14 protein-coding genes are annotated in these 23,947 nt (G+C 69.7%); 4 read left to right on the top strand and 10 right to left on the bottom strand.

Translation table 11 applies throughout. The features are described 5' to 3' along the window. The first annotated feature begins 63 nt into the window (after window positions 1–63). Window positions 64–2,118 (top strand): threonine--tRNA ligase, encoded by a 2,055-nt coding sequence (gene thrS / locus LV75_RS02615; protein ID WP_253884962.1) that lies wholly within the window; start codon window positions 64–66, stop codon window positions 2,116–2,118. A gap of 81 nt (window positions 2,119–2,199) precedes the next feature. Here thrS and LV75_RS02610 read toward each other — a convergent pair whose 3' ends face one another. The 3 genes from LV75_RS02610 to lanL form a co-directional block, all read right to left on the bottom strand. Then, window positions 2,200–2,805, bottom strand: a complete 606-nt coding sequence (locus LV75_RS02610; protein WP_253884961.1) for a malonic semialdehyde reductase — start codon at window positions 2,803–2,805, stop codon at window positions 2,200–2,202. 136 nt (window positions 2,806–2,941) lie between these two features. After that, window positions 2,942–3,076, bottom strand: a complete 135-nt coding sequence (locus tag LV75_RS34720) for a hypothetical protein (RefSeq protein WP_301318456.1) — start codon at window positions 3,074–3,076, stop codon at window positions 2,942–2,944. Between the two features lie 24 nt (window positions 3,077–3,100). Further along, entirely contained in the window at window positions 3,101–5,821 is a 2,721-nt protein-coding gene (gene lanL, locus LV75_RS02605) for a class IV lanthionine synthetase LanL (protein ID WP_253884960.1), read from the bottom strand. A gap of 512 nt (window positions 5,822–6,333) precedes the next feature. On the opposite strand from lanL, the gene LV75_RS02600 reads away from it, so the two are divergent. Together LV75_RS02600 and LV75_RS02595 are read left to right on the top strand one after the other, a co-directional pair. Then, a complete protein-coding gene (locus LV75_RS02600; protein WP_253884959.1) occupies window positions 6,334–8,202 on the top strand; it encodes an ATP-binding protein in 1,869 nt (622 codons plus the stop codon). 93 nt (window positions 8,203–8,295) lie between these two features. Then, on the top strand, window positions 8,296–9,570 hold the full coding sequence (locus tag LV75_RS02595) for an MFS transporter (RefSeq protein ID WP_253884958.1): 1,275 nt from the start codon (window positions 8,296–8,298) through the stop codon (window positions 9,568–9,570). Window positions 9,571–9,628: 58 nt separating this feature from the next. On the opposite strand, the gene LV75_RS02590 is transcribed toward LV75_RS02595, so the two are convergent. The 7 genes from LV75_RS02590 to LV75_RS02560 all read right to left on the bottom strand — a co-directional run bounded on the left by LV75_RS02590 (window position 9,629) and on the right by LV75_RS02560 (window position 22,214). Beyond that, on the bottom strand, window positions 9,629–15,187 hold the full coding sequence (locus LV75_RS02590) for a LamG-like jellyroll fold domain-containing protein (protein WP_253884957.1): 5,559 nt from the start codon (window positions 15,185–15,187) through the stop codon (window positions 9,629–9,631). A gap of 425 nt (window positions 15,188–15,612) precedes the next feature. Beyond that, window positions 15,613–15,891, bottom strand: coding sequence for a hypothetical protein (locus LV75_RS02585; protein ID WP_253884956.1), 279 nt, complete (start codon window positions 15,889–15,891; stop codon window positions 15,613–15,615). Between the two features lie 9 nt (window positions 15,892–15,900). Beyond that, window positions 15,901–17,523 (bottom strand): methyl-accepting chemotaxis protein, encoded by a 1,623-nt coding sequence (locus LV75_RS02580; RefSeq protein WP_253884955.1) that lies wholly within the window; start codon window positions 17,521–17,523, stop codon window positions 15,901–15,903. Between the two features lie 1,174 nt (window positions 17,524–18,697). Further along, window positions 18,698–19,204 (bottom strand): hypothetical protein, encoded by a 507-nt coding sequence (locus LV75_RS02575; protein ID WP_253884954.1) that lies wholly within the window; start codon window positions 19,202–19,204, stop codon window positions 18,698–18,700. A gap of 22 nt (window positions 19,205–19,226) precedes the next feature. Next, window positions 19,227–20,051 (bottom strand): hypothetical protein, encoded by an 825-nt coding sequence (locus LV75_RS02570; protein ID WP_253884953.1) that lies wholly within the window; start codon window positions 20,049–20,051, stop codon window positions 19,227–19,229. A gap of 112 nt (window positions 20,052–20,163) precedes the next feature. Then, complete coding sequence (locus tag LV75_RS02565; protein ID WP_253884952.1) at window positions 20,164–21,528, bottom strand: ATP-binding protein; 1,365 nt, start codon at window positions 21,526–21,528, stop codon at window positions 20,164–20,166. Continuing rightward, entirely contained in the window at window positions 21,525–22,214 is a 690-nt protein-coding gene (locus tag LV75_RS02560; protein ID WP_253884951.1) for a response regulator transcription factor, read from the bottom strand. The genes LV75_RS02565 and LV75_RS02560 overlap by 4 nt, the downstream gene beginning before the upstream one ends. Window positions 22,215–22,526: 312 nt before the next feature. Here LV75_RS02560 and LV75_RS02555 point away from each other — a divergent pair, with 312 nt between their 5' ends. Further along, window positions 22,527–22,910 carry a hypothetical protein gene (locus tag LV75_RS02555; protein WP_253884950.1) on the top strand — a complete coding sequence of 128 codons (384 nt, stop codon included), beginning with the start codon at window positions 22,527–22,529 and terminating at the stop codon, window positions 22,908–22,910. Window positions 22,911–23,947: the final 1,037 nt, after the last annotated feature.

The following is a 23,947-nucleotide window of genomic DNA, read 5'->3' as shown; positions in this document are numbered from 1 at the left end:
ATCGCTAGCATCCCCGGTGTCGAGGTCACAGCCGTTGTGGCCGCCGAGCACCGAGGAGCACCCGTGTCCCAGCCACAGTCCCCAGCCGTCGCACCCGCCTCGAGCGTGGTGGTGCGGGCGGGCACTACGGCTGGCGCGGCCGTCCGTGAGGCTGGCCTGCCCGGCAAGGGCCCGGACGCGGTCGTGGTGGTGCGCGAGGCCGACGGCAGGCTGCGCGACCTGTCCTGGGCGCCGGAGGTCGACGTCGAGGTCACCGCGGTCGCCGCGGACACCGACGACGGCCGGTCGGTGATCCGGCACTCCTGCGCGCACGTGCTGGCGCAGGCGGTGCAGCAGCAGTTCCCGGACGCCAAGCTGGGCATCGGCCCGCCGGTGCGCGACGGGTTCTACTACGACTTCGCCGTGGACACCCCGTTCACCCCGGAGGACCTGCAGGCGCTGGAGAAGCGCATGAAGCAGATCATCAAGGGCGCGCAGCGGTTCTCCCGCCGGGTGTTCGACTCGCTCGACGCCGCCAAGGCCGAGCTGTCCACCGAGCCGTTCAAGCTGGAACTGGTCGACATCAAGGGCGACGTCGACACCGGCGAGATCATGGAGGTCGGCGGCGGCGAGCTGACCATCTACGACAACCTCGACCCGCGCTCGGGCGAGCAGGTGTGGGGCGACCTGTGCCGCGGCCCGCACGTGCCGACCACCAAGCACATCCCGGCGTTCAAGCTGACCAGGGTCGCGGCGGCGTACTGGCGCGGCAACGACAAGAACCCGCAGCTGCAGCGGATCTACGGCACGGCGTGGGAGTCGCAGGAGGCGCTGGACGCGCACCTGGAGCTCATCGCCGAGGCCGAGCGGCGCGACCACCGCAAGCTGGGCACCGAGCTGGACCTGTTCAGCTTCCCCGACGAGATCGGCTCCGGCCTGGCGGTGTTCCACCCCAAGGGCGGCATCGTGCGGCGCGCGATGGAGGACTACTCGCGGCGCAGGCACGAGGAGGAGGGTTACGAGTTCGTCTACTCCCCGCACATCACCAAGGGCACGCTGTTCGAGACCTCCGGCCACCTCGACTGGTACCGCGACGGCATGTACCCGGCGATGCACCTGGACGCGGAGTACAACGAGGACGGCACGGTCCGCAAGCCCGGCCAGGACTACTACCTCAAGCCGATGAACTGCCCGTTCCACGACCTGATCTTCCGCTCGCGCGGCCGCTCGTACCGCGAGCTGCCGCTGCGGATGTTCGAGTTCGGCTCGGTCTACCGCTACGAGAAGTCCGGCGTCATCCACGGCCTCACCCGGGTCCGCGGCATGACGCAGGACGACGCGCACATCTTCTGCACCCCCGACCAGGTGCAGGAGGAGCTGAAGTCGCTGCTCACCTTCGTGCTGAACCTGCTGCGCGACTACGGCCTCGACGACTTCTACCTGGAGCTGTCGACCCGCAACGAGGAGAAGTACGTCGGCTCGGACGAGGTCTGGGAGAAGGCGACCGAGGCGCTGCGGGTCGCGGCCACCGACTCGGGCCTGGACCTGGTCCCCGACCCCGGTGGCGCGGCCTTCTACGGTCCCAAGATCTCCGTGCAGGCCCGCGACGCCCTCGGCCGCACCTGGCAGATGTCCACCATCCAGGTCGACTTCAACCTGCCGGAGCGCTTCGAGCTCGAGTACACCGCCGGTGACGGCACCCGCCAGCGCCCGGTCATGATCCACCGGGCCCTGTTCGGGTCCATCGAGCGCTTCTTCGGCGTGCTCACCGAGCACTACGCGGGCGCCTTCCCGGCGTGGTTGGCCCCGGTGCAGGTGGTCGGGATCCCGATCGCGGAGGACCACGTGGAGCACCTGCTGCAGGTGTCGAAGGCGCTGCGGGCGAAGGCGGTGCGGGTCGAGGTGGACGCCTCGGACGACCGGATGCAGAAGAAGATCCGCAACCACACGCTGCAGCGGGTGCCGTTCCTGCTGATGGCGGGCGCCAAGGACGTGGAGTCCGGCGCGGTGTCGTTCCGGTTCCGCGACGGGTCGCAGCTCAACGGGATCCCGGTGGACCTGGCCGTGGCGGCGATCGAGGACTGGATCGCGCGGCGGGAGAACGGGTCGCCGTCGGCCGAGACGTTCGTCGTGGGGTAAGCGCACGCGAGAAGGGGCCGGGGCGGATGACCGCCTCGGCCCCTTCGTCTTTGTCGGCTTGTCTGCTTTCGCCGGGCCTGGTCAGACGGTGTGGACGACCTCGGCGTAGGACAGCCGGGGGTTGCGGGGGAACTCGGCGGGGACGGGGTTGCCGATGTTGACCACCACCAGGGCACTCAAGCGGCCGTCGGGGAAGAAGTCGGCGTTCAGCGTCGCGGCGTTGAAGCCGGTCATCGGGCCCGCGGCCAGACCGGCGGCGCGCACGCCCAGGACGAAGTACCCGGCCTGCAGCAGGGCGTTGAAGCGGGCCGACTCGGCGCGGGCCGCGGGGTCGGCGAAGAAGTCCTTGGCGCCGGGGACGTGCGGGAACGTGGTGGGGAGGTGCTCGTGGAAGTCGGTGTCGGCGGCCAGGATCGCCGTGAGCGGGGCGGCGGCGGTCTTGGCGCGGTTGCCCTCGGACAGGTGGTCCGCCAGCCGCGCGCGGGCGGCGGGGGTGCGGACCAGCACGACGCGCAGGGGCTGGCTGTTCATGGCGGTGGGCGCCCACTTCACCAGGTCGTAGATGGCCTGGACCTGCTCCTCGGTGACCGGCTCCGCGGCGAACTCGTTGGCGGTGCGGGCCTGGCGGAACAGCAGGTCCTGGGCGTCCTCGGCCAACCGCAGCGCGGCGGTCTGGATGGTGGTCATGGCAGGTCTCCCTCGATCGCGGATGGCACTCGGGAGAACTTGATTGAGCGCTTGACTATTTCCGGGATCGGGTATGCCGACGGTCACATGACCGGTGGTCGGTCCGGTTGTCGGGCACGACCACCGATCACATGGGTCACCACTCGCAGCCGTTGGTGACGAGCATCATGGACGAGAAGCAGTGGCTGCAGCAGCTGGAGAGCAGCTGCGGCTCGTCGCCGGTCTGCTCGACGGCGGGCAGCAGGTCGAGCGCGTTCACGGTCAGTTCCATCCTGGGCACCTCCCTTCGCTGGGGTCAGGCCGAGACGACGTCTCGGGCGTAGTCGGGCAGGAGGGGACGGGCGCCGCCGTGGTGCAGGCGGAGCAGGAAGGACAGGGCGCCCACGTACCCGTTGGCGAACGAGGCGACGACGTCACCGGTGTCGTCCGGGGTGAGCAGGCGGCCGCGGCGGCGCACGGCGCGGGCGGCGATGACGCGGGCGGTGTCGGCCGCCCGGTCGCGGTGGGTGGTGGCCAAGTCGGCCAGGCCTGCGCAGTCGAGCAGGAAGTCGCCGTCGGTGGCCAGGCCGTGGCACCACAGCGGCGGGGACGTCCAGTTGGCGTGGTGCACGGCGGTGGCCGCGCGCTCGGCCAGGTCGCGGGCCGCCCGGTCGCCGGTGAGCTGGTGCAGCCGCAGCAGGAACGTGCCGACGCCGGTGGCGCCGCTGCAGAACCCGGTGAGGCGGACCGTGTCGGCGTGCTCGTCGTCCTCACCGCTGGGCCAGAACGCGGCCTCGCCGTCGAGGATGGCGACGCGCCCCAGGGACTCGGCCGCGGCGCGGGCCACGTCGAGGTAGCGGTCGTCACCGGTGGCCTCGGCGATGTCGAGCAGGAAGGTGGCGATGCCCGCGGTGCCGTGCGCGAAGCCCCAGTGCCGGGTGCCCGCCAGCAGGAAGTTCCCGGTCGCGGTCCACTGTGGACCACCGGTGGCGCTGTCCTGGGTCGCGCTGCCGAGCAGGCCGTCCGCGCACCGGCGGGCCCGCGCGAGCAGGTCGTCGTCGCCGGTGTGCCGCCACAGCCGGACCAGTGCCAGCCCGGCGCCCGCGACACCGTGGAAGACGTCCGGCACGTGCCACTGCGTGGGCAGGATCCGCGCTAAGTCCAGGCCCGCCGCGGAGACGTCCTCTGCGCCTAACACCACGCCTGCCTCATAGAGGCTGACGGCGGTGCCTGCGCGCCCGAACATCAGACCGGGCAGCACGCGTGGCTCGTCGGGCAGCTTGCGCATCGTCCACCGGGCCGCGGTGTCAATGGTGTCGAGCACTTCGCTATAGCCAGCCCGCGCCGCTTGGCACAGCACCAGCATCACCCCGGGAGCGCCGACGTGCACAGAGCACGGGTCGTACCGGCTCGCCGTTTCCGAGTTGCGCCACATCGAGGCACCCGCCGGGTCCGCGGTGGTGACGACGTCGTCGAGCATCCCGTCGATGAGCTCGGCGATGTCGGGCTGGGCGGGCACCTCGGGCGCGGGTACCGGCCTGGCCAGGATCGCGCGAACGTCTTCGATACCCGGCCGTCGCGCGGGTTCCGGTGCGAGGAGCTCGGTGATGACCGGGGCGAGTCTGGCCGCGACGGGGTTGCGCAGTGCCATCGACCGGACCATCTCGCGCACCCGGGCGCCCTTGGACGCGGGCGGGTGTGCGCCGGAGGCGAGGTGGAACAGGGTCGCGCCGAGGCCGTAGAGGTCGGTGGCCCGGTCGGGCGCCACGGCGATCATCCTCGCCCGCCCTTCTTCCTCCGGGGCGGCGTAGCCGGGCGTGAGCAGCCGGGGAGCGATGTCGTCCGGCCGCAGCGCGGACTCCAGGTCGATCAGCACCAGCCGCCGCTGCTGGGTGACGAGCACGTTGTTCGGGGTGAGGTCACCGAGCACGTACCCGGCGGCGTGGACCTTCGCGAGCAACCTGAGCAGCTGCTCGGTGAGGTCCACGACGAGGTCCAGGTCCAGGGCGAGCGCGGTGCCGCTGGGGCGCAGCTCGCGGGCGACGAACCGGCGCAGCGGCACCCCGTCGATCCACTGCTGGGCCACGAAGATGTCGGTGCCGGAGGTGAAGATGTCGATGAACTCCGGCGCGGCGCCCTGCGGGCCGAGCAGCGACAACATGCGCGCCTCGGCGCGGGCGCGGGTGCGCGAGTCGCCGCCGTCCACGGTGGCGCCGGTGTGTTCGCGGAAGCGCTTGAGCACGACCCGGGTCCCCGCGGGGTCCTCGGCCAGGTACACCCCGCCCCGGTTGTTCTGCCGGATCGCCGTGCGGACGGTGAACCTGCCGCCGATGAGCACCGCCGAAGCCGCAGTGGCCGCAGTGGCCGCAGAGGCCGACGGGGGCGCCGAGACCGACGGGGCAGTGCGGGCCGCGGGGGCGGTGGAGGCCACAGTGGACGGTTCGGCCGTCGCGTGGACGAAGGGGTCGACCGCCCACGAGGGGGCCACTCGACCAACACCGCGCTGGTCCGGAATGACCGTTCCGTCCGGTGCGCGGAGCACGGAGCGGTACTCGCCGTCGTCGGTCAGCACCATCGGCGGGGTGAATCCGCCGTAGCGGTAGAAGACCTGGGAATGCGGACGAAACCGGCGGTCGGTGAGGATCCATTGGCCCGGTAGACCAAGAGTCGCCTCGTGGAGATCTTCGGCTACCGCACGCGCGTGGGCATCGTCGTTGGGGTACACGGTGAGGAACTTGCCCGCCGCGTTGCGATCGGCGTTGGGGCCAACGAGTTCGTGCAACTGGCGCAGGGTGGCGGCGAACTTGAACGCGCACCGGTGCCGGGCGAGCACTTCCACCGCGCGGGACAGCACTAAGCACGCCGACAGCGGAGTCGCGGGAACGTGCAACTTCCAGCCCTGGTCACGACGCTGGTGGTCGGCGGGCAGCACGTAGTGCCAACGCTCGTCGACGGCGTGCCGCCATTGCCGCGGCTCGTGGCGGGCGAGCACCGCCGCGGCGCAGTCGGCGAGCAAAGCGTTGTCCTCGAACGTCATCGCGACCATCCCCCATGATCTCGGGCCCGACGAGGGGCCCGTTCGCAACTAGACTCCTTTGTCCGCCCTGAAACAAGCCGTTCACCGTTAGATAACACGGTAGGTGCAGTGGGTTCCATCAATAGGATTGCCGGAGGTGACCGCCGGTGAACAGGCCCCGACCCGATTGCTCGAACGGGCTGCGGGCGCCCGGCGGGCGAGTTCCCGCCCACCGGCCGTGAATCCCGCCCGCCACCAGCCCGGGACCGCTACAGTGGCCGCCTGCCGATCCGTTGATCACCCGCCGAGGGACACCCGTGGCCGACGAACCGACCCAGAACCATTTGGCCGCAACATCATCGAACGTCGTCCAGGCGCACACTATCGCCGGCGGCGTTCACTTCTCCACCACGCAGGTAGCACTGCCGGTCCCCCGGCAGCTACCGGCAGATACCGCACACTTCAACGATCGAGAGAAGTACCTGGCGTCGTTGGGCAACTGGCTGGAGAGCCCTACTCCGGTTGTACCAACGATGATTGTGGGGATCGGTGGCGTCGGGAAGACTTCATTGGCAACGCATTGGGCCCATCAGGTACGGGACAGCTTTCCTGACGGAGACCTCTACCTTGACCTCCGCGGCTACCATGCCGACGACGCTGTGCCTGCCGAGGACGCGTTAGAGCAGATTCTGCGGTCGTTAGACATACCTGGCGAACGCATCCCGGTGGGTACTGAGCCGCGAGCGGCTCTGTACCGATCCCTGGTGTATGGCAAGCGAATCCTCATCGTCCTGGACAACGCGGCCACCCCGCAGCAGGTCCGCCCGCTGCTGCCCGGCTCGCCTACGTGCCGCGTGCTGATCACCAGTCGCAGTAGACTGACGGGATTGGCGACCAGGGAGGGGGCTCAACGGATGGCTTTGGACGTGCTGCCCCCGCAGCGGGCAGTCGAGGTGCTGGCCCGGATCGCGGGCAGCGACCGAGTGGCGGCCGAACCCGATGCGGCCGCGGAGTTGGCGCGCAGTTGTGGCTACCTGCCTCTGGCATTGCGCATCGTCGGCGGCAGGCTCGCCGCGAACGAGTCGTTGAGCCTGTCCGACTTCGCCGAGGAGTTGCGGCAAGAGCGCTTAGACGCTCTCACCGATGATGAGGACCCCACTGCCGCAGTGCGCGTGGTGTTCTCCTTGTCCTACCGGACGTTGCAGCCTGAAGCGGCCCGGCTGTTCCGCCTCCTCGGCGTAGCCCCGGGACCAGACATCAGCGTTGGTGCTGTCGCGGCACTGGTGGATCTCCCCGTGGCAACGACCCGTCGATTGCTGGACGCGCTCGTAAATGCCCACCTGGTTCGCGAAGACTCCCCCAAGCGCTACCGGTTCCACGATCTCCTTCGCGTATACGCCGCCGAACGAGCCGCCGAAGACCCAGAACACGCACAAGCACTACGACGTTTGCTCACCTGGTACGCGCAAGTGGCCGACGCTGCCGCTCGGGTGTTCGCGCCGAACTTCACCCGTATCGACATAGGTCTGCCCGACCCAACGGCAGAACTACCGACGTTCGCAGACAGGGCGGAGGCCCTCCACTGGTGCGACCAAGAGCGGGCAAACCTGGTGGACTCGGTCGCACAAGCCGAGCGCGCGGGTGAGTTGACGCTGGCATGGCAGCTGCCGGTGACCATGTTCGGCGAGTTCCTAGTCCGCCGTCCGCTGAACGACTGGGTGGACACCCACTTGGTGGCTTTGCGCGCGGCGCGGGCAACGGGGAACCAGAGCGCACTGGCGTGGCTGCACACGAGCATCGCGCTCGCCTACCGGGGATTGCGTGACTACGCCACCGCTCTTGAGCACTTCGACCTGGCTCGCGCGGGCTGGCAAGGACTAGGCGAGCGCTGGGCTCAAGCGTGGGCCCTCCGCGACATAGGCGACGTCCAACACCTACTCGGCGACGTCGCCTCAGCCGTCACGACGCTCACCGAAGCTCTGGACCTGCACATCGCCGAGGGAGACTCGTTCGGCGAGGCCACGGCCCTAAGGCTGCTCGGCGCGGCCCAACACAGCCTCGGCGAGTACGACGCCGCCATCGCGAGCCTGCTGCGGTCCCTGGAGATCCGCAAGGAGCACGGCGACCAGCGAAACGTGGCGATGGTCTACGCGGCCCTCAGCGGGGTCCACAACAGCATGGACGACCCCACCAAGGCCTTCGACTACGCCACCCAAGCCCTCCCCCTAGCCCAATCCCTGGACGACTGGCACACCGAGGCCCGCACACACGACGCCCTCGGAGCCGCCCTAGCAGGCCTCGGCAGGCCCGCCGAGGCCCGGGAGCACTGGGAGGCCGCGCTAGTCCTCCTGGAGAAGCTCGCCGACCCGGACACCGACACAATCCAGCGGAAGCTGGCCTAACCGGATACCCACTTAGCAAGGTGGAAATAACCCTACACATCTAGCCCCTACTGTGGCACTGTCCAACGACAGACACGCACCAGGAGGTGGGTCGTGGTTGGGGCCGTCACCGAGAAACACCGCTTACCCGTACGAAAGCTCATCGCCGCCAGCGTCGGAAACGCAGTCGAGTGGTATGACTGGACTGTCTATGCGACGTTCAGTACCTACATTGCCACCGCGTTGTTCGAGCCGGGTAGCAAGGCGCTGATCGCCACGTTCGCGACCTATGCGTTGGCGTTCTTCTTCCGGCCCCTGGGTGGGTATCTGCTCGGCAGGTTCGCCGACACCCGGGGGCGGCGGCCTGCGATGATCCTGACGATCGTGGCGATGGCGGGGGCGTCGTTGGCGATCGGGGTGTTGCCCACGTTCGCCCAGGTGGGGTGGCTGGCGCCGATCTTGCTGCTCCTGGCGCGGATCACGCAGGGGCTGTCCATGGGCGGCGAGGTGTCTAACGCGTCGGCGTACCTCGCGGAGATCGCGCCTTCGGATCGGCGGGGGCGGTACTCGGCGTTCTTCTACATCTCGACCGGGTCGGCGGTGTTGATCGCGTCGTTGCTGGGCTACTTCCTCAACAGCGGGTTGGGCAAGGCGGCCATGCAGGACTACGGCTGGCGGATTCCGTTCATCGTCGGCGGCGCTTTGGGCCTCGTCGGGCTTGTCTTGCGGCGGGCGTTGGACGAGACCGAGCAGTTCGAGGACAACAAGGAGAAGGCCCGGCGGTTGACCAACCCGCTGCTGTTGACGCTAAGAGAGCACCCCAAGGCGGTCGGGCACCTTGTCGGCTTCACGATGTTGTCGACCCTGTGCTACTACACGTTCTTCAGCGCACTGACGCCGTTCGCGATCAACACGAGGAAGGCCGATGACAGCGACGTGTTCCTTGCGTTGTCTATAGGCACAGCGCTGTTCGTGGTCTTGCAGTACCCGATGGGAGCGATCGCGGACAGGTTCGGGCGCAAGCCGCAGCTGCTGGTCTGGGCAGCGGCCATAGCGATCCTGAGCTACCCACTGTCCACATTGGTGCGGCCCGGCTTGGGCAACCTGGTCGTGGTGTTCTGCGTTGGCTTGGGCTTCTACACCGCGATGACGTCCATCGCGCCAGCCATCATGAGCGAGCTGTTCCCTACCGAGCTACGCGGCCTCGGCATCGGCGCTTGGTACAACCTCACCGTCGCCCTCTTCGGCGGCACAGCCCCTCTTGTGGTGACAGCCTTGGCAGACGCGGGCGCCTCGACGGTGTTCTTCTGGTACCTGGCGGCGGCTGCCGCAATCGCTTTCGTGGTGATCCTTACCCTGCCGGAGACGAAGGGCTCAGACTTGCGTTAGACAGCCCAGTGCCCGCAGTAGTGAGAAGACCACCACTGCGGGCACTGGGGCTAGCGGACTAGAACTGCGCTGTCGGCGGGAAGGTCGACGCTGCCATCGCGATGGCGTCGGCCACCGCGGTGAAGTACGCGTCGTTGAGCACCCCACCGGTCAGGTAGCTCGGGTTCACCAGATTCGCGTTGCTCGGGTCGGCGACGGTGCCCGCGATATCGATGATCTCGTCAGCACCCTGGTCGGTGTAGTTGAACAGCAGGTCGTTGTTGACCTGCTGCCGGACGATCTCCCGGGGGTCGTTCGCGGCCAAGCCCAGCGCGGGGATGGTGGACACGATGACGTGGGTGAGGTCGCCGTCGGAGCGTCGGGTGTTGCGCAACGCGCCCGCGTTGGCCTGGTGCATCACCTGGCGGAAGCCCGCGAGGATGTCGGTCTTGCTGCGCCCGGCCAAGACGTCGTTGGCGCCGAGTGCCACCACGACGGTCCGGAGGTTCGGCTGGTCGTAGACGTTCCTGCTCAGGGTGGTCGCGGCGTCGACCAGCGACGGCGCGTTCACCCCCGCCCGCTGACCGGTGACCGCGTTGCCCCGGTACAGCACGGAGACGTCGTTGGCGACCGCGGCGCTCTGGAACACGCGGACCTCGCTGATGGACCCGTTGAAGTAACCGGACACGGTGCCACCGGCAGACTTACCCGCGCCGATGACGAACGGACCGGCGCCGTCCACGGTGTTCCTCGAGCCAGACGCCACGAGCGCGCCGTTGACGTAGAGCCTCATCTCCTTGGACGCCGCGTCGTAGGTGCCGACCAGGTGCGTCCAAGCGTTGAGCGTGGGCGCGGGGCCGACGACAAGAGCAGACGCACCGCCCGCGGGGTTGGTCAGCGCCCAAGCGTTGTTCGGCTTGGAGTACAGCAACTGCAGCGACCCGGTAGAGCTGTCACCGCGGCTGAACACCGTGGCCGACGCGGCGGTCGACTCCAGCTTCGCCCAAGCCGACACCGTGTAGCTCTGCGTGGTGTTGATCGGGCTGCCGGGCACGGTGGCGTGACCGGTGCTGCCGTCGAAGTCGACCGCTCCGCCGCGCTCGGCGGTACGGGCGTAGCTGCCGACCAGGGTCGCCTGGTTCGACCCGTTAGCGTCGATCAGCGCAGTGCCGCTGGCCTCGTTCATCTGCCAAGAGGCGGCGGTCGGCAGCCCAGAGCGGCTGGCGTTGACGATGCTGCCGGGCAAAGGCATGCCTGCCGTGTTCAAAGCGTCAGGCAGCTTGTCCACCCACGTCTTACGGTGCCCAGCGCTGACATCACTACCGGCCGAGGCGGCCTGCTGGTCACCCAGCACCACAACCGTGCCGAGCGAGTTGTCAGAGGTGGAGACCTGAAGACCGGTCAGGACGTAGGTACCGGTAAGAGTCGTGGTGAATCCGGTACCGGAGGCGGTGGTGGTGAGGTCACCAGCACCGAGCCGCACAGCAGCAGTGGCAGCCGAGTGCGCGGGCACCCTGCTAACGGCCGCGGAGTGGTAGACGCTGACAACGAGGTTGCCGGAACCACCCGAGGTCGACGGGAACGCGATCGCGTCACTGACAACCTCGCCGCCCGCCGGGATCGTCACCGAGGCGCTGCCACCGAAGGCGAGCGCGACCGGCGCCGCGACAGAGTCAACTCCGGTGCCCTGCTGGGCGCCGACAGATGCCTTGTTGACGGTAAGAGGCGAGTGGTTGCCGTTGTTGGAGAGGGTGATCCGGACCTGCGAGCCGGTCAGGCTCGGGTGCACGACGGTACGCACGGTCTGGTTGGCGAAGTTCGCCCCACCCGGCGGCACAGTCACAGTGTCCGGCTGTGAAGCCCAAGCACCCAGCCACCCGGCCTGGACCGGGCGCGGAGCCATGGCCAGCACGTGCAGGGCGGACTTACCAGCGCAGCCCGGCAGGTACGGGGTGCCGTAGTTGGGCAGCGTGACGTTCTTAAGCGTCTTGGTCGGATCGGTCGGGATGAAGACCGCGTAGATCTTCGGCTGGTAGGCGTTGTTGGTCGAGGTGCCCCACGTGACGTAAGGCAGCACTACCTGCGCGGACTCCCTGGGACCCTGGAACCAGTCCGGCACCGACGGGAAGCGCGGCTTGTCGACGGTGTTGTCCTGGTAGGTCACCGAGCCGGTGCGCTCGGACACCGGGTCGCAGGTGTCGGCGACGAGGAAGCCGACCGCGCTGGCCTTGACCTGCTGCGCCACCGGCAGCGAGATCGTCTGGCCGAACGCGATGATGTTGTCGTTGCCGTCGGCGCGGTGAGCGGGCATCACGAAGGTGGCGCCATCGACGTTGACCGACTGCCCGGGCGCCATGCCCGCCGCCGCAAGGGTTTGCGCGGAGATGCCCGCGATGCCGTTGGTGTCGAAGTCGGCGGCGGTGCCATCAGGCGCGATGCCGTTGTTGTTCATCGCCGAGGTGAAGTCGGTGATGGTGGAGTTGGCGAACGCCACGGCGTTGACGTGGTCGATGCCGATCTTGTAGCCGGTGGACGAGGACTCCTTGCCCGCCACCGTCAGCTTCAGCGTGTGGACGCCCGCGGTCAGGTGCGCGCCACCGAGTCGGAAGTACTCGGTTCCCGCCGCCGCCTGGTAGCCCTTGAGGGGCACCACGTCGGTGTTGCCGACCGCGACGCCGTCCACCTGGACGCCCACGTTGCCCTGCTGCGGACCGGTGGTGAGGTTGATGCCCAGCGCGTAGTCCGCCTCGGTGGGGATGCGGATGGCGAGGTCGACCGAGGCACCGTTGGCGGTGGCGTCGAAGGCGAGCTGCGCTCCCTCGGACCAGCTGGCGGTCCCCGCGGTCTGGTCCTGCCGCCCGACAGCCACGGTCTGGCCAGGGGGCTGGGTCACGGTGACCTGGCTGGGCTGCTCGGCCTCGAAACGACCGGTGGGCGCCAACACCAGGTAGTCCACACCAGCGTGGTAGCGGCTACCGACGCTAGCGGCGTTGGTACCGGTCATGGTGACGGTGAGCGTGTGCGCCCCAGCCGTCAGACGACGGGTACCTAGCGACACCTGTCCATATCGGACAACGACGTCGTACGTGTCGTAGGAGCCAACAGGCCCTGTCGGCGAAGGCTGTCCTACCGACTGTCCGTCAATCTTGTAGGACACGATCCCGTAGTCGTAAGACTTCGTGATCCCGACGCCGAGGTCGTAGTCCCGCTCAGCGCCAACGTTGAAGCCCAGGGTGAACGTCTGGTTCACCGCGTTGCCGACGAAGTGGACCTGCCCGGTGCCCGACCAGTCGACGCCACAGCAGTCCGCCTGGACGCCAACGGTCGAGTTCTGGCCATTGGGCTGCGAGATCGTCATCGTCTCGGCCTCGATCACCGTGGACGGCGAGGCGACCGCGGGCGCGACGTAGAACTCGTAGGCCTGCGACTCCGGCGACAGCTTGTGCGCGCGGTCGAAGCTGCGGACGTGCATCGTGTGGTAGCCGGCGCTAAGACCCGCGGGCAGGCGCACGTTCACGTTGGACCTACCGGAGACCCAACCGCCCGTAGTGCCGAACACGCGGTCGTAGACACAGTCGGTCGGGCCTGGGATGACCTCGGTGCCGGGGCCGTTGAAGGTGTAGGTGAAGCCCTCGACCTCGGCGTTGCCCGGGTCGTTGACCATAACTGAGCCAGGCGAGTTCGACGGTGCTCCCCAAGCGAGCTTGGGGTAGTCCGAGCTCGTCCTGATGGTCGGCGTCTGCGTCAACGGCGCCGACCGGACGTTGAAGTCGAGGACGGACGAGTACGCGGGCCCCCAGAGGTAGCGGGCCGGGTAGCCGGGGTACAGCCCGATGGCACCCACCTGGTACCGGTAGTCGCCGTCCGGCAGGGCAGGCGGTGACCAGGACCCCATCGTGCCCGACGCGATCACCGGGTTCTCACCGGAGTGCACCACGAGCGCGTTGGTGGCGCGGTTGTAGATCTCGTAGCGCAGCACGATGGGCAGCGTCGGGCTGTTGTTGTCGGTCGCGGTGGCCTGCAGCGCGGGCGTCGAGGTGCCGACGACCTGCGGGTACGGGGTGCACTTGGCCGCGGCCGGGATGTCCAGGCCGGTCGGCTGGTTGGGGCGGTAGCTGAACTCGGCGACCAGCTTCGGCGCGGCGGCACCGGAGGTGGCGAACTTCTTCCACTGCAGCTGCTGGTTCTCATCGGGCGCCGCGAGGGCCACGGTGATGTCGTTCCACCCGCCGTTGGCCGCGGTCTGCACGAAGTCCTTGACCGGCGCCGCGTCGAACACGACGCCACCCGCGCCACCGCACTGGTCACCCGCGGCGGAGGACTTGGTGTCCAGGTTGCCGGAGAGACCCGGGTTGTTCCAGGACATGCCCGAGAAGATCGGCCCGGTGCTCCACAGGCGGACCGGCTCAGCGGTGCACGCGTGCGCGCCGTGGGTCTGCGTCACGTACACGCCAGCGGTCCAGACCACGGCAGCCCAGCCCGAGCGGGGCTTGATGGGCTCGGTGTTGAGCCGGAAGAACGAGCGCGCGGTGGTCAGCGAGCCGCAAGCGCCCGCACCGTTGTAGCAGCGGCCGACCTGGGCGTCCATCGCGGCGTTGAAGTAGCTGTAGCCGTTCGCGGTGGTCTCACCCCAGGCGAGCTGGCTGCCGGTCAGCGACGGGTCGACGAACACCGGGTACTTCACGCCGGGTCTGGTCAGCGCCGTGATGTCCGGCGCGATGGCGACCTCGGCCGCCCGGACGATGACCTGCTTCGCGGCCGCCGCCTTGCCCGCGACCTTGGCCGCGGGCTGCTCGACGGCGATCGCGCGGGAGCTGACGGCGACCTTGTCGACCCGGCCCGCCTTGGGGTCCGCGGCGGTGGGGGTGGCGTCGGTGGCGGTGGGCTTGCTCGAGTCCCACATGGTCGGGGTGGAGCCGGTGAACACGGTCTTGCCCGCGCTGTCGACGGCCGAGAGGGCGCCGTCGGCGCCGGTCTTCAGCTCGAGGCCGGTCGTGCGCGCGGTGACCTTGACCTGCCGCAGCGCCGGGTTCGCCGCGGCGGCGGCGTCGTGCACGACGAGGACCTGCTGGTAGCTCAGCGCGGAGGCGGTCAGCACCAGGTCGACGCCGGGCAGCACGCCCGCGTAGGTGACCTTGGAGCCCTCGACCTGCGGCGCGGGCAGCGGCGTCGGCCAGTGCAGCGCGACCTGCCCCTCAGCGGACTTGAGCGTGATGTAGGGCGCCGTCCCACCAGCGGAGAACGCCACGTCGAGCGGGGTGGCCGCGGGTGAGAGCGACCCGTCGGCGTTGGTGCGCAGCGCGGGGTCGATGCCGACCCAGCGGTCGCCGCGCTTGACCCGCTGCGGGGCCGCGCTCGACTCGTAGACGAACGACCCGTCCGGCTTCGCCAGGACCTGCGTCGACTCGGTCACCTGATCGGCGACGGCGACGGGCTTGCCGGTCGCCCGGGCCTCGGCGAAGGCCCCCTTCTCGGTCGCCGACATCGGCGCGGGCGCGGCGGCCTGCTTCGCGGGCGCCGCCGTGGCGGGCACCGACAACCCGGTCACCACCAGCGCGGCGGCGAGCAACGCCTGCCCGGCGAAGGCGGCTCCGCGTACCAGCGGACCGGATGAGGACAAGCGGGAACTTCGGCGCATGGTGTAACCCCCAGGAAAGCGCGTTGACGCGAGGACACTAGCCGCCGAATGCCGCCCGGGGAAGGACGCTGAGGGCACAAAGATTGTCCAGTGGACCGTTTGGAGCAACTTATGGCAGTGCCCCACAAGAAGGTCTTCCATCGCGCCAAAGACTGGTACCAGCGCGGCCGAAAGGTGGCTTTTCCAGGGGTGCGCACCCGCCGACGGATAGATCAACGCAGGTCAAGCCGCCGCGAAAGGCGACGGCGGGGCACTATTGATCTTGTATTCCGGGTCGGCACCCGACCCGGTGACTGTTGTCTCAGTAACACCCCAACCGGCGGTGTCGATTCCCGGTGGACATTCTCCCGTGCCGCGTCCCCACTAACTGCTGCGGACAAGTCGAAAATGCTCGACGGAACGCGGTACGGCCGCGGCGTGATCGATTACTCGGCGCCGCGGACGAGGGCGTGGGCGGCGGTGAGGGCGGTGTGGGTGTCGACCCGGATGCGCAGTGCCTGGGCGCACAGGGACAGGACCGGGTCGGAGCGGTCCATGGTGTCGATGAGCACCAGCAGCGCCCCGTCATCGGTCTCGGTGCCCGCCAGCGCGGTTTGGGCGAGGAGCGTGGACCAGACCTCGCCGCCGGTGTTGGGGTAGAGGCGGTGGATCGCGCGTTCGGCGTCGGCGAGGGTGGGGCGGGCGAAGTCGTAGGCGGCGGTCATCGGGTGGCCTCAGTAGTGGAAGACGCGGACTAGGGCGTTGAGCTTGGTGGCCAACGTGGACAGGTCGTCGGCGGCGGTCTGGCTCGCCCGGGCGCTGTCGGTCGTGGCGGTGGTGACCTCGGCGACCGCGCCGAAGGTGGCGGAGAGCTCACCGCTGCCCTTGGCGGCCTCGGCGATGGCGCGGCTCATCTCGGCGGTGGTCGCCGACTGCTGCTCCACGGCGGAGGCGACCGTGGTGGAGTGGTCGGTGATCTGGCCGACGACGTCCTGGATCTGCTGCACGGAGCGGGCGGCCCCGGCGGTGCCCGCCTGGATCGCCTCGACGCGGCGGGAGATGTCGCCGGTGGCCTTGGCCGTCTCCTGGGCCAGGTCCTTGACCTCACCCGCGACGACGGCGAAGCCCTTGCCCGCGTCCCCGGCGCGCGCGGCCTCGATGGTGGCGTTGAGCGCCAGCAGGTTCGTCTGGCCCGCGATGTCGTTGATCATCTTGACCACCTGGCCGATCTCGGCGCTGGCCTGGGCCAGCGCGGCGATCTGGCTGCCGGTGTCGGTGGCCGCCTCCAGCGACTGCTGCGCCACGTCGGCCGCCTTGCCCGCGCTGCTGGCGATCTCGGCGATCGAGGCGGTCATCTCCTCGGCGCCCAGCGACATCGACCGGACGCTCTCGCTGACCCGGCCCGCGGTGTCGGCCGCGGACCCGGCGCGCTCGGCGGCCTGCCCCGACCCGACGCTCAACGTGCCGCTGACCTCCGACAGCCGCACCGACGCCGAGGACAGCGCGATGGCGGTCCCGGCGAGCTCGGACACGGTCTCGCGGACGGTGCCCATGGCGGTGTCCAGGTCGCGGCCCATCACGGCGAGCTCGTCGCGGCCGCGCAGACCGGCGTGCCCGGTGAGGTCCTTGTCGGCCAGCGCGGCGATGGCGGTGCCGACCTTGCGCAGGCTGCCCAGGATGCCGCGCACCACGTAGTACCCGACACCCAGCGCGAGCAGGATGCCGACGACCAGGACGATGATGATCGTGGTGCGGGAGGACTGGTAATCGTCGGTGACCTGCTCGCGGCGCTGCTCGGCCGCGGCGACCTCGCGGGTGACCATCTGGACCACCAGGTCCTCGGCGGCCTTGGCGGCGGGCACCAGCAGCGTGTCGCGCAGTGCACCGACCCTCTCCACGTCGTGGGCGCGCCCGGCGGGCAGCACCTGCTCGTCGCGGATGCGCTGGTACTCGGCCCACTTCGAGCGGACCTGCTCGACCAGCGACGGGTCGGCGGTGTACTTGGCGTAGGCGTCGAGGTCCTCGGTGAAGGCGGCGTCGTCGTCGCGCAGCGCCTGCTCGTACTTGGCCAGCGTCTCGGGCGTGGTCGACAGCGCGTGGTTGAGCACATTGCGCCGCGTGCTCTCCATGTCGACGCGAACCTCGTAGATCTGCTCGACCGGCAGCAGCCCGTGCGTGTAGAGCTTGTCGGCGGAGGCGTCCATGGACCCCATCCGCGCGATCGAGAGCACGCCAACCCCGGCCGCGACCACCGCGAGCAACCCGACGGTGCCCAGCACCTTCGTCCCGACCCTGCGATTGGCCAACCAACGCGCGACCGGGTTGCGCACCGGTCGCCCGGTTCCGTGCTCACCCACCGAAGCCCCTTCCGTCAGCCCGCGCAGGGGCTCGCTGACGACAACAATCGGCGTGGGGGGCGTCGTTCTGAGGAGACTGCGTGGTTGCGTGGTTGCGGGTGCGTGGTGCTTCTGCGGTCGGCTTCGGGGTCGGCTCGCCTTCGGCATCGCGACCCGGGATCGGACGCCTCGTTGCCTGGCGGCAACATCGGGCCCGATCCGCGATTTTCGAGCTTTGCTCGATGGGGTGGACCTGTTTTGTGCGGGGCCCCTACGACACCCGTGGCAGGACCGCAAAGCAGGGGCCCAAAAGACTGGCCCTGCCGCGCGGAAACGCTACGGGTGCCGTCCCCCCACACAAAACAGGTCCACCCCATCGAGCACTTGGCACCAGCGAGTCCGACTGTCCAGGCGCTGGGAAGGTGGGCTGACGAGAGCGGGCTGGGATGGCACCGCCGGGTCCGACTGTCCAGGTGCTGGGTAGGTGGGTTGGGGCGGACCTGACGGGGGGCGGGTGGCACCGCCAGGTTCGACTGTCCAGGTGCTGAGACTGTCCAGGTGCTGAGAAGGTGGGCTGAGGCGGACCTGACGGAAGGCCAGTTGGCACCGTTGGTTCCGAGTGTCCAGGCGCTGATCAGGTGGGCTGGGGCAGACCTGACGGCAGTTGGGATAGCACCGGGTGGCCGAGTGTCCGGGGGCTGGGATGGGACCAACTGTTCTTAGTGTCCAGTGGCTGGATTTGTGGGTTGGGCTGGACCTGGCGGAGGACTGGAGGTGGCACCAGCATGTCCCGGGCGTCCAGGGGCCGGGTTGGCTGGCCTGACAGGTGGTTGTCCACAACGTGCTCTGTTGTCCACAGGCCATGATCGCTGCCCCGGTTCTGTCAGGCTCCCTCGGTAGGCTGTATATCGGGGGCTCTTGGAGCAGATGATCTTGCGCATGCCGGGGTTTGGGTTGCGGGGCAAGGATTTCGGGCTTCGCCCTCGGCTGCGGTGGACTTCCGAACGCAATAGTTCGACGAGCTCGATGGGGCGAACTTGCTTGCGCGGGATCTCTGCAGGGCCAGGGGCTGGGTTGGCGCCAGCGGGGTTCTGCGAGCGGCGGGGGCGAGACGTGGGCGACGGGGTGGGGTAGCCGCGGGTCCCCTGGACGTCTGGGGGACACGTCCTGGGGACCCGCGGGGGTGGGCGGCGGCTCAGCCGTGCCCGGGTCCTTGGCGGTCGCCGCCTCGGTTGCGGTCGCCGCGGTCGTGGTCGTCGCCGTGGCGGTGTTCGGTACGGCCGCGGGGGCCGCCGGGGCCTACGCGGTCGCGGGAATCGCTCACGGCGGGGCGGCTGTCGCGGTCGCCGTGTTGCACTAGGGCCATGGTCCCGGCGCCGATCACGCCGCCGATGAGGAGTGCGGCTACCAGGAGGGTGGCTCGGTGGCGGGCGACCCGGCCCGCGGTGGCACCGGCGCCGCGCCAGCGCGACCGGGGGACGGCGGGTGCGGGCGTGGCGAACGCGGACGTGTGCTGCTCGGCACCGGGTCCCGCTGCCGGGTGTTCGGGCTGCTCGGCGCTGGGGTGCTCGACCGTCGGCTGGGCGGGTTCCGCCGCTGGCTCTTGTCCGACCGCGGGGTGCTCGAGGCGGGCCGTGGGCTGCTCGGGCTCGGTGGGCGGCACCTGCGGTCGTGGGCCGTCCGGGTCCTGCGGTGTGGTCATCTACTGCGCCTTTCCTTCGGGATCACGCGGCGACGGCGTCGCGGTCGCGGGTGGTTTGGGGGTGGCTGTCGGGGACGGCGAGCGCGCGCACACCCGCGGCGGCGACCAGGGCGAGCACGACCTGGGCGGCGAGGGTGCTCGCGCTCGGGAGCGCGGTGCCCAGCAGGAGGGTCACGGTGACGGCGGTGACGGGGTCGACGATGGTGGTGGTGCCGATGGCGACGGTGGCCGGTCCGCCCGCGTAGGCCCGTTGCAACAACCAGCCGCCGGTGACCAGCAACCCCATCGCCTGGGCGCCCAGCAGCAGGCCTGCGGTGGTGCCCCAGTACCCGGCGGCGACGTGGACGACGGTCGAGCCGAGTCCGGACACCACGGCGGCGGACGCGCTCAACCGGGTGCACCCGCCCCTGGCCCGCAGCGCGACGACCACAGCGAGGCCCACCAGCAGTTGCGCCTGCCACACCGGGATCTCCTGGGCCACCTGGGAACCGGCCGCGAGGATGACGAACCCGCCAACGCCCGCGCAGACCGCCAGCACCGCGTTGCGCGTCCGCGCGTCGACCGAGCCCCAGCCGAGCACCACGATCAGCACGAACCCCAGCACCCCGATCGGCTGGACGATCGCAACAGGAGCCAACGCCAGCGCCACAATGTGCAACCCACTGCCGACAACGCCAATCCCGACGCCGCCGAGCCAGCCGGGAGCGCGGACAACGTCGGCCATCGCGCGCCAACCCAACGCCCCGATCGGCACCGTGGTTCGCACGGCCCGGTGTTGCGCTAGAACACCTGCGGCGAAGCAACACGCCGCGGCCACAGCGCACAAGACCGCCATCAGCGTCAGCACGTCGCACATCCACAGTGGACGGCGCACGCGTCAGCGGGCAGGTGGGTGGTCAGCACACCAGGAACAGTGGCTGACGATCATGAAGGTTCGATGAGAACTCGGCCCCGCTTGGTTAAGAAAGCGGCAGCAGGATCGACACCCGGGCACCGCCGGTCGGGGCCGTGCCCGCGTCAGTGGTGCCGCCGTGCTGGGCGGCGACCTGGGCGACGATGGCGAGTCCCAGGCCGGAGCCGGGCAGCGCGCGGGCGGCCTCGGCCCGGTAGAAGCGCTCGAAGACGTGCGGCAAGTCGTGCTCGGCGATCCCCGGCCCCTCGTCGTCCACGTCGACCCTGGCCCAGCCGCCGACCGTGCTGATCCGGGCGGTGACGGTGGCGCCGTCGGGGCTCCACTTGGCGGCGTTCTCCAGCAGGTTCAGCACGGCCCGCTCCAGCGACACCGGGCGCGCGCGGACGGCGGCTGGCGCGAACTCCGTGGCGTAGCGCACCCGCGAGGTCCTGGCGCGCGCCCGCTCCACCGCCGGACCGACCACGTCGGCGAGGTCGACGAGCTCCTCGGTCTCCGGGGAGCGGTCGCCGGTGGACAGCTCGACGAGTTCGCCGATGAGCGTGGTCAGCTCCTCGGCTTGCGACCGCAGGTCGGCCAGCAGCCGGGTGCGGTCCTCTTCCGGCAGGTCACGGGCGTTCCCGGCGGCGTGCACGAGCAGTTCGACGTTGTTGCGCAGGCTGGTCAGCGGGGTGCGCAGCTCGTGCCCGGCGTCCTGGACCAGGCGGCGTTGCGCCTCGCGGGAGCCCGCCAGGGCGGCGAGCATCGCGTTGAGCGCGCCACCGAGCCGGGCGATCTCGTCGGTGCCGCGCACGGCGATCCCGGCCGAGAGGTCCTGCGTCCTGGCCACCTCCTCGGCGGCGGCGGTCAGCGCGTCGACCGGGCGCAGCGCGGTGCGCGCCACCAGCCACCCCGCCACGGCGGCGAGCGCGACACCGACGAGCCCGACCAGGCCGTGCCAGAGACCCAGCTCGGCGAGGGTCCGCTCGACGTCCTCGGCGTCCATCGCGACCTGCACGGCGCCGCCCTTGCGCGGCAACGCCAACACCCGGTAGCGGTCGTCGTTGAGCAGGACCTCCTCGCTGGCCCTGGGCACCACCCCGGACAGCGCCTGGACCGCGCGGCTGGTGACCGGGATCGGCGGGCCACCCGCGGTGCCCTGGACCTGGCCCTGGACGTCGAGGAACTGCACGATCACGCCGTAGGGGTCGCGGCGGGGACCGCGGGGGGTGGCGTCGCCGCTGAGCAGCCCGAGTGCGACGGCGGGCGTGCGGGCGGTCGCGGCGAAGCGGGTGGCCGACTGCAGCCGGTCGTCGAAGTCCCGGTTGAGCTTCCCGCGCACCAGCAACCACGAGGTCAGCGCCACCCCGAGCACGGCGATGGCGACCGCGCCGACGGCGAGCACGGTCAGCCGGGACCGCAGCGAGAGCGTCACAGCGGGTCCTCCCGCAGCACGTAGCCGACGCCGCGCACCGTGTGCAGCAGCCGCGGCTCGCCCTCGGCCTCCAGCTTGCGGCGCAGGTAGCCGACGTAGACGTCGAGGCCGTTGGACGCGGCGCCGAAGTCGTAGCCCCAGACGTTGTCGAACATGACGGTGCGGGTGAGCACCACCCGCGGGTTGCGCAGGAAGACCTCCAGGATCGCGAACTCGGTCCTGGTCAGCCGCAGCGACCGGCCGCCGCGGCTGACCTCCCGGGTGGCCGGGTCGAGCACGACGTCGGCGAAGCGCAGGGAGGTGTCCGCGGCGGTGTCGACGTGGTACTCGGCGCGGCGCAGCAGGGCCCGCACCCTGGCCAGCAGCTCTTGCAGCGCGAACGGCTTGACCAGGTAATCGTCGGCGCCCGCCTCCAACCCGGCCACCCGGTCGTCGACCCCGGTGCGCGCGGTGAGCATGAGGATCGGCACGTAGTTGCCCTCGGCGCGCAGCACCCGGCACGCGTCCAGGCCGCCGAGCACCGGCATCATCACGTCCAGGATCACCCCGTCCGGCCGCTCGCCGCGGATCACCCCCAGCGCGGCCGCCCCGTCGGCCGCGGTCGAGACCGTGTACCCCTCGAACCGCAGGGTCCGCGAGAGCGAGTCCCGCACAGCCGCCTCGTCGTCGACGATCACCAGGTGCACCGCTCTACGGTCGCACACCGCGACCGCCCTGCCCACGCCCCCGGGTGATCGCGGTCCCCGGTGATCGCGGCCCGGCGCACCCACCCGGTGTCGGCGAAGACCGGGCTTGCGGGGGGTTGACCGGACCCGGTCGAGTGCGATGTGGACTGTCCTGTGCGCGGAGACCAGCTGCCGGCGCCGGTCGGGGTCACCCACAGGTGGGTAGTGGTTCCCCGGTCGAGCGAGTGCCATTGAGGGAAACGCCCGCGGTGATGAGACTCGGTGTGACGGTATCCGTCCGGTCGGGGGACCCCATTCAGCGCAGGAGGAATCATGTCGGCCACCAACCTCTCGAGTGCGAACGCCGCGTTGACGCTGTCCGCGAGGACGCTGCCCGAGACCCTGATCCACCCCTCCGCCCGCAACACCCAGGACCACAGCTTCACCTTCATGGGCGCCTTCAAGATCGACGCCCAGATCTCCACCGGCGACAGCATCACCGCCCTCATCACCGCCTACGCCGTCGGCATCCGCCTCTTCCAGTACACGGTCAACGCCGACCACCCCACCATGCGAGCCGCGGCCAGCATCGCGGGCTTCAAACTCGCCCTGGAAACAGACCTGATCACCGACCCCAGCCGACTCGTCTTCGAAGGCGAAGGCTGCGTCCCCATCGAAGGCTGCCAACAACTCCACCACGTCCTACCCGTGGACTGATTCCCCCTCTTACCTGCCACCGGGATCCGCGGCACCCCCTCCGCCCGTCCCGGTGGCTCCTCTATCCCCCAACACACTTTTGGCTACAGCTGAACGCTCTAAGCCTCAGGCCCATTCCAGCCACACACCAAAGATCAACTAGTCGAGAAGCCCCCGATATACAGCCTAACGAGGAAGCCCGACAGAACCACGGCAGCGATCATGGCTTGTGGACACTAGAACATGTTGTGGACAACCGCCCGCCACACCAGCCCCTGGACACTCGGACCCGTCGGTGCCAACTCGCCCCCCGTCAGGTCCGCCCCAACCCACCTACTCAGCGCCTGGACACTCAGACCCTGCAGTGCCATCTCGCGCCCCGTCAGGTCCGCCCCAGCCCACTTTCCCAGCGCCTGGACAGTCGGACTCGCTGGTGCCAAATGCTCGATGGGGTGGACCTGTTTTGTGTGGGGGGGACGGCACCCGTAGCGTCGGTAGCGGACAGGGCCAGTCTTTTCGGCCCCTGCTTTGCGGTCCTGCCACGGGTGTCGCAGGGGCCCCGCACAAAACAGGTCCACCCCATCGAGCTTTTACGCATTGTCGCGGATCGGGCCCGATGTTGCCGCCAGGCAACGAGGCGTCCGATCCCCGGGTCGCCGAGCTCGCCGCCAGGCGACGAGGCCGACCCAATCCCTTGCCCCGCACTCCCAGCCCGGGCATGCGTCAAGATCAACCTGATCGAAAGCCCCCAAATACACAGCCTACCGACGCACACCAACACAACGGGAGCATCAACCAGCACCCTGTGGACAGCCGCGGGCGTTGTGGACAGTCGCGCGGACCACCACCTCGGCGAGCCAAGCCAACCAGCCCACGCGAAAGATCAACTGATCGAGAAGCCCCCAATACACAGCCTACCGAGGAGGACCGACAAGACGGTGACACCGAAGGTTCCCTGTGGACAGCTGAAACCATTGTGGACAAACAGCTTCGACCAGTCCGGGTTCGCCACAACCAGTCCCAGCCGAGCAACCAGCCGCTCAACCCCGAAACCCCAG

The organism is Actinokineospora diospyrosa (assembly GCF_024171925.1).
Taxonomy (GTDB): domain Bacteria; phylum Actinomycetota; class Actinomycetes; order Mycobacteriales; family Pseudonocardiaceae; genus Actinokineospora; species Actinokineospora diospyrosa.
This window is presented reverse-complemented; position numbering and strand designations above follow the sequence as displayed.

Coding starts and splice junctions, on each gene's coding strand:
- LV75_RS02610 (WP_253884961.1), bottom strand. CDS start 2,805: ATGACCACCATCCAGACCGCCGCGCTGCGGTTGGCCGAGGACGCCCAG.
- LV75_RS34720 (WP_301318456.1), bottom strand. CDS start 3,076: ATGGAACTGACCGTGAACGCGCTCGACCTGCTGCCCGCCGTCGAGCAG.
- lanL (WP_253884960.1), bottom strand. CDS start 5,821: ATGACGTTCGAGGACAACGCTTTGCTCGCCGACTGCGCCGCGGCGGTG.
- LV75_RS02600 (WP_253884959.1), top strand. CDS start 6,334: ATGATTGTGGGGATCGGTGGCGTCGGGAAGACTTCATTGGCAACGCAT.
- LV75_RS02590 (WP_253884957.1), bottom strand. CDS start 15,187: ATGCGCCGAAGTTCCCGCTTGTCCTCATCCGGTCCGCTGGTACGCGGA.
- LV75_RS02585 (WP_253884956.1), bottom strand. CDS start 15,891: ATGACCGCCGCCTACGACTTCGCCCGCCCCACCCTCGCCGACGCCGAA.
- LV75_RS02575 (WP_253884954.1), bottom strand. CDS start 19,204: ATGACCACACCGCAGGACCCGGACGGCCCACGACCGCAGGTGCCGCCC.
- LV75_RS02555 (WP_253884950.1), top strand. CDS start 22,527: ATGTCGGCCACCAACCTCTCGAGTGCGAACGCCGCGTTGACGCTGTCC.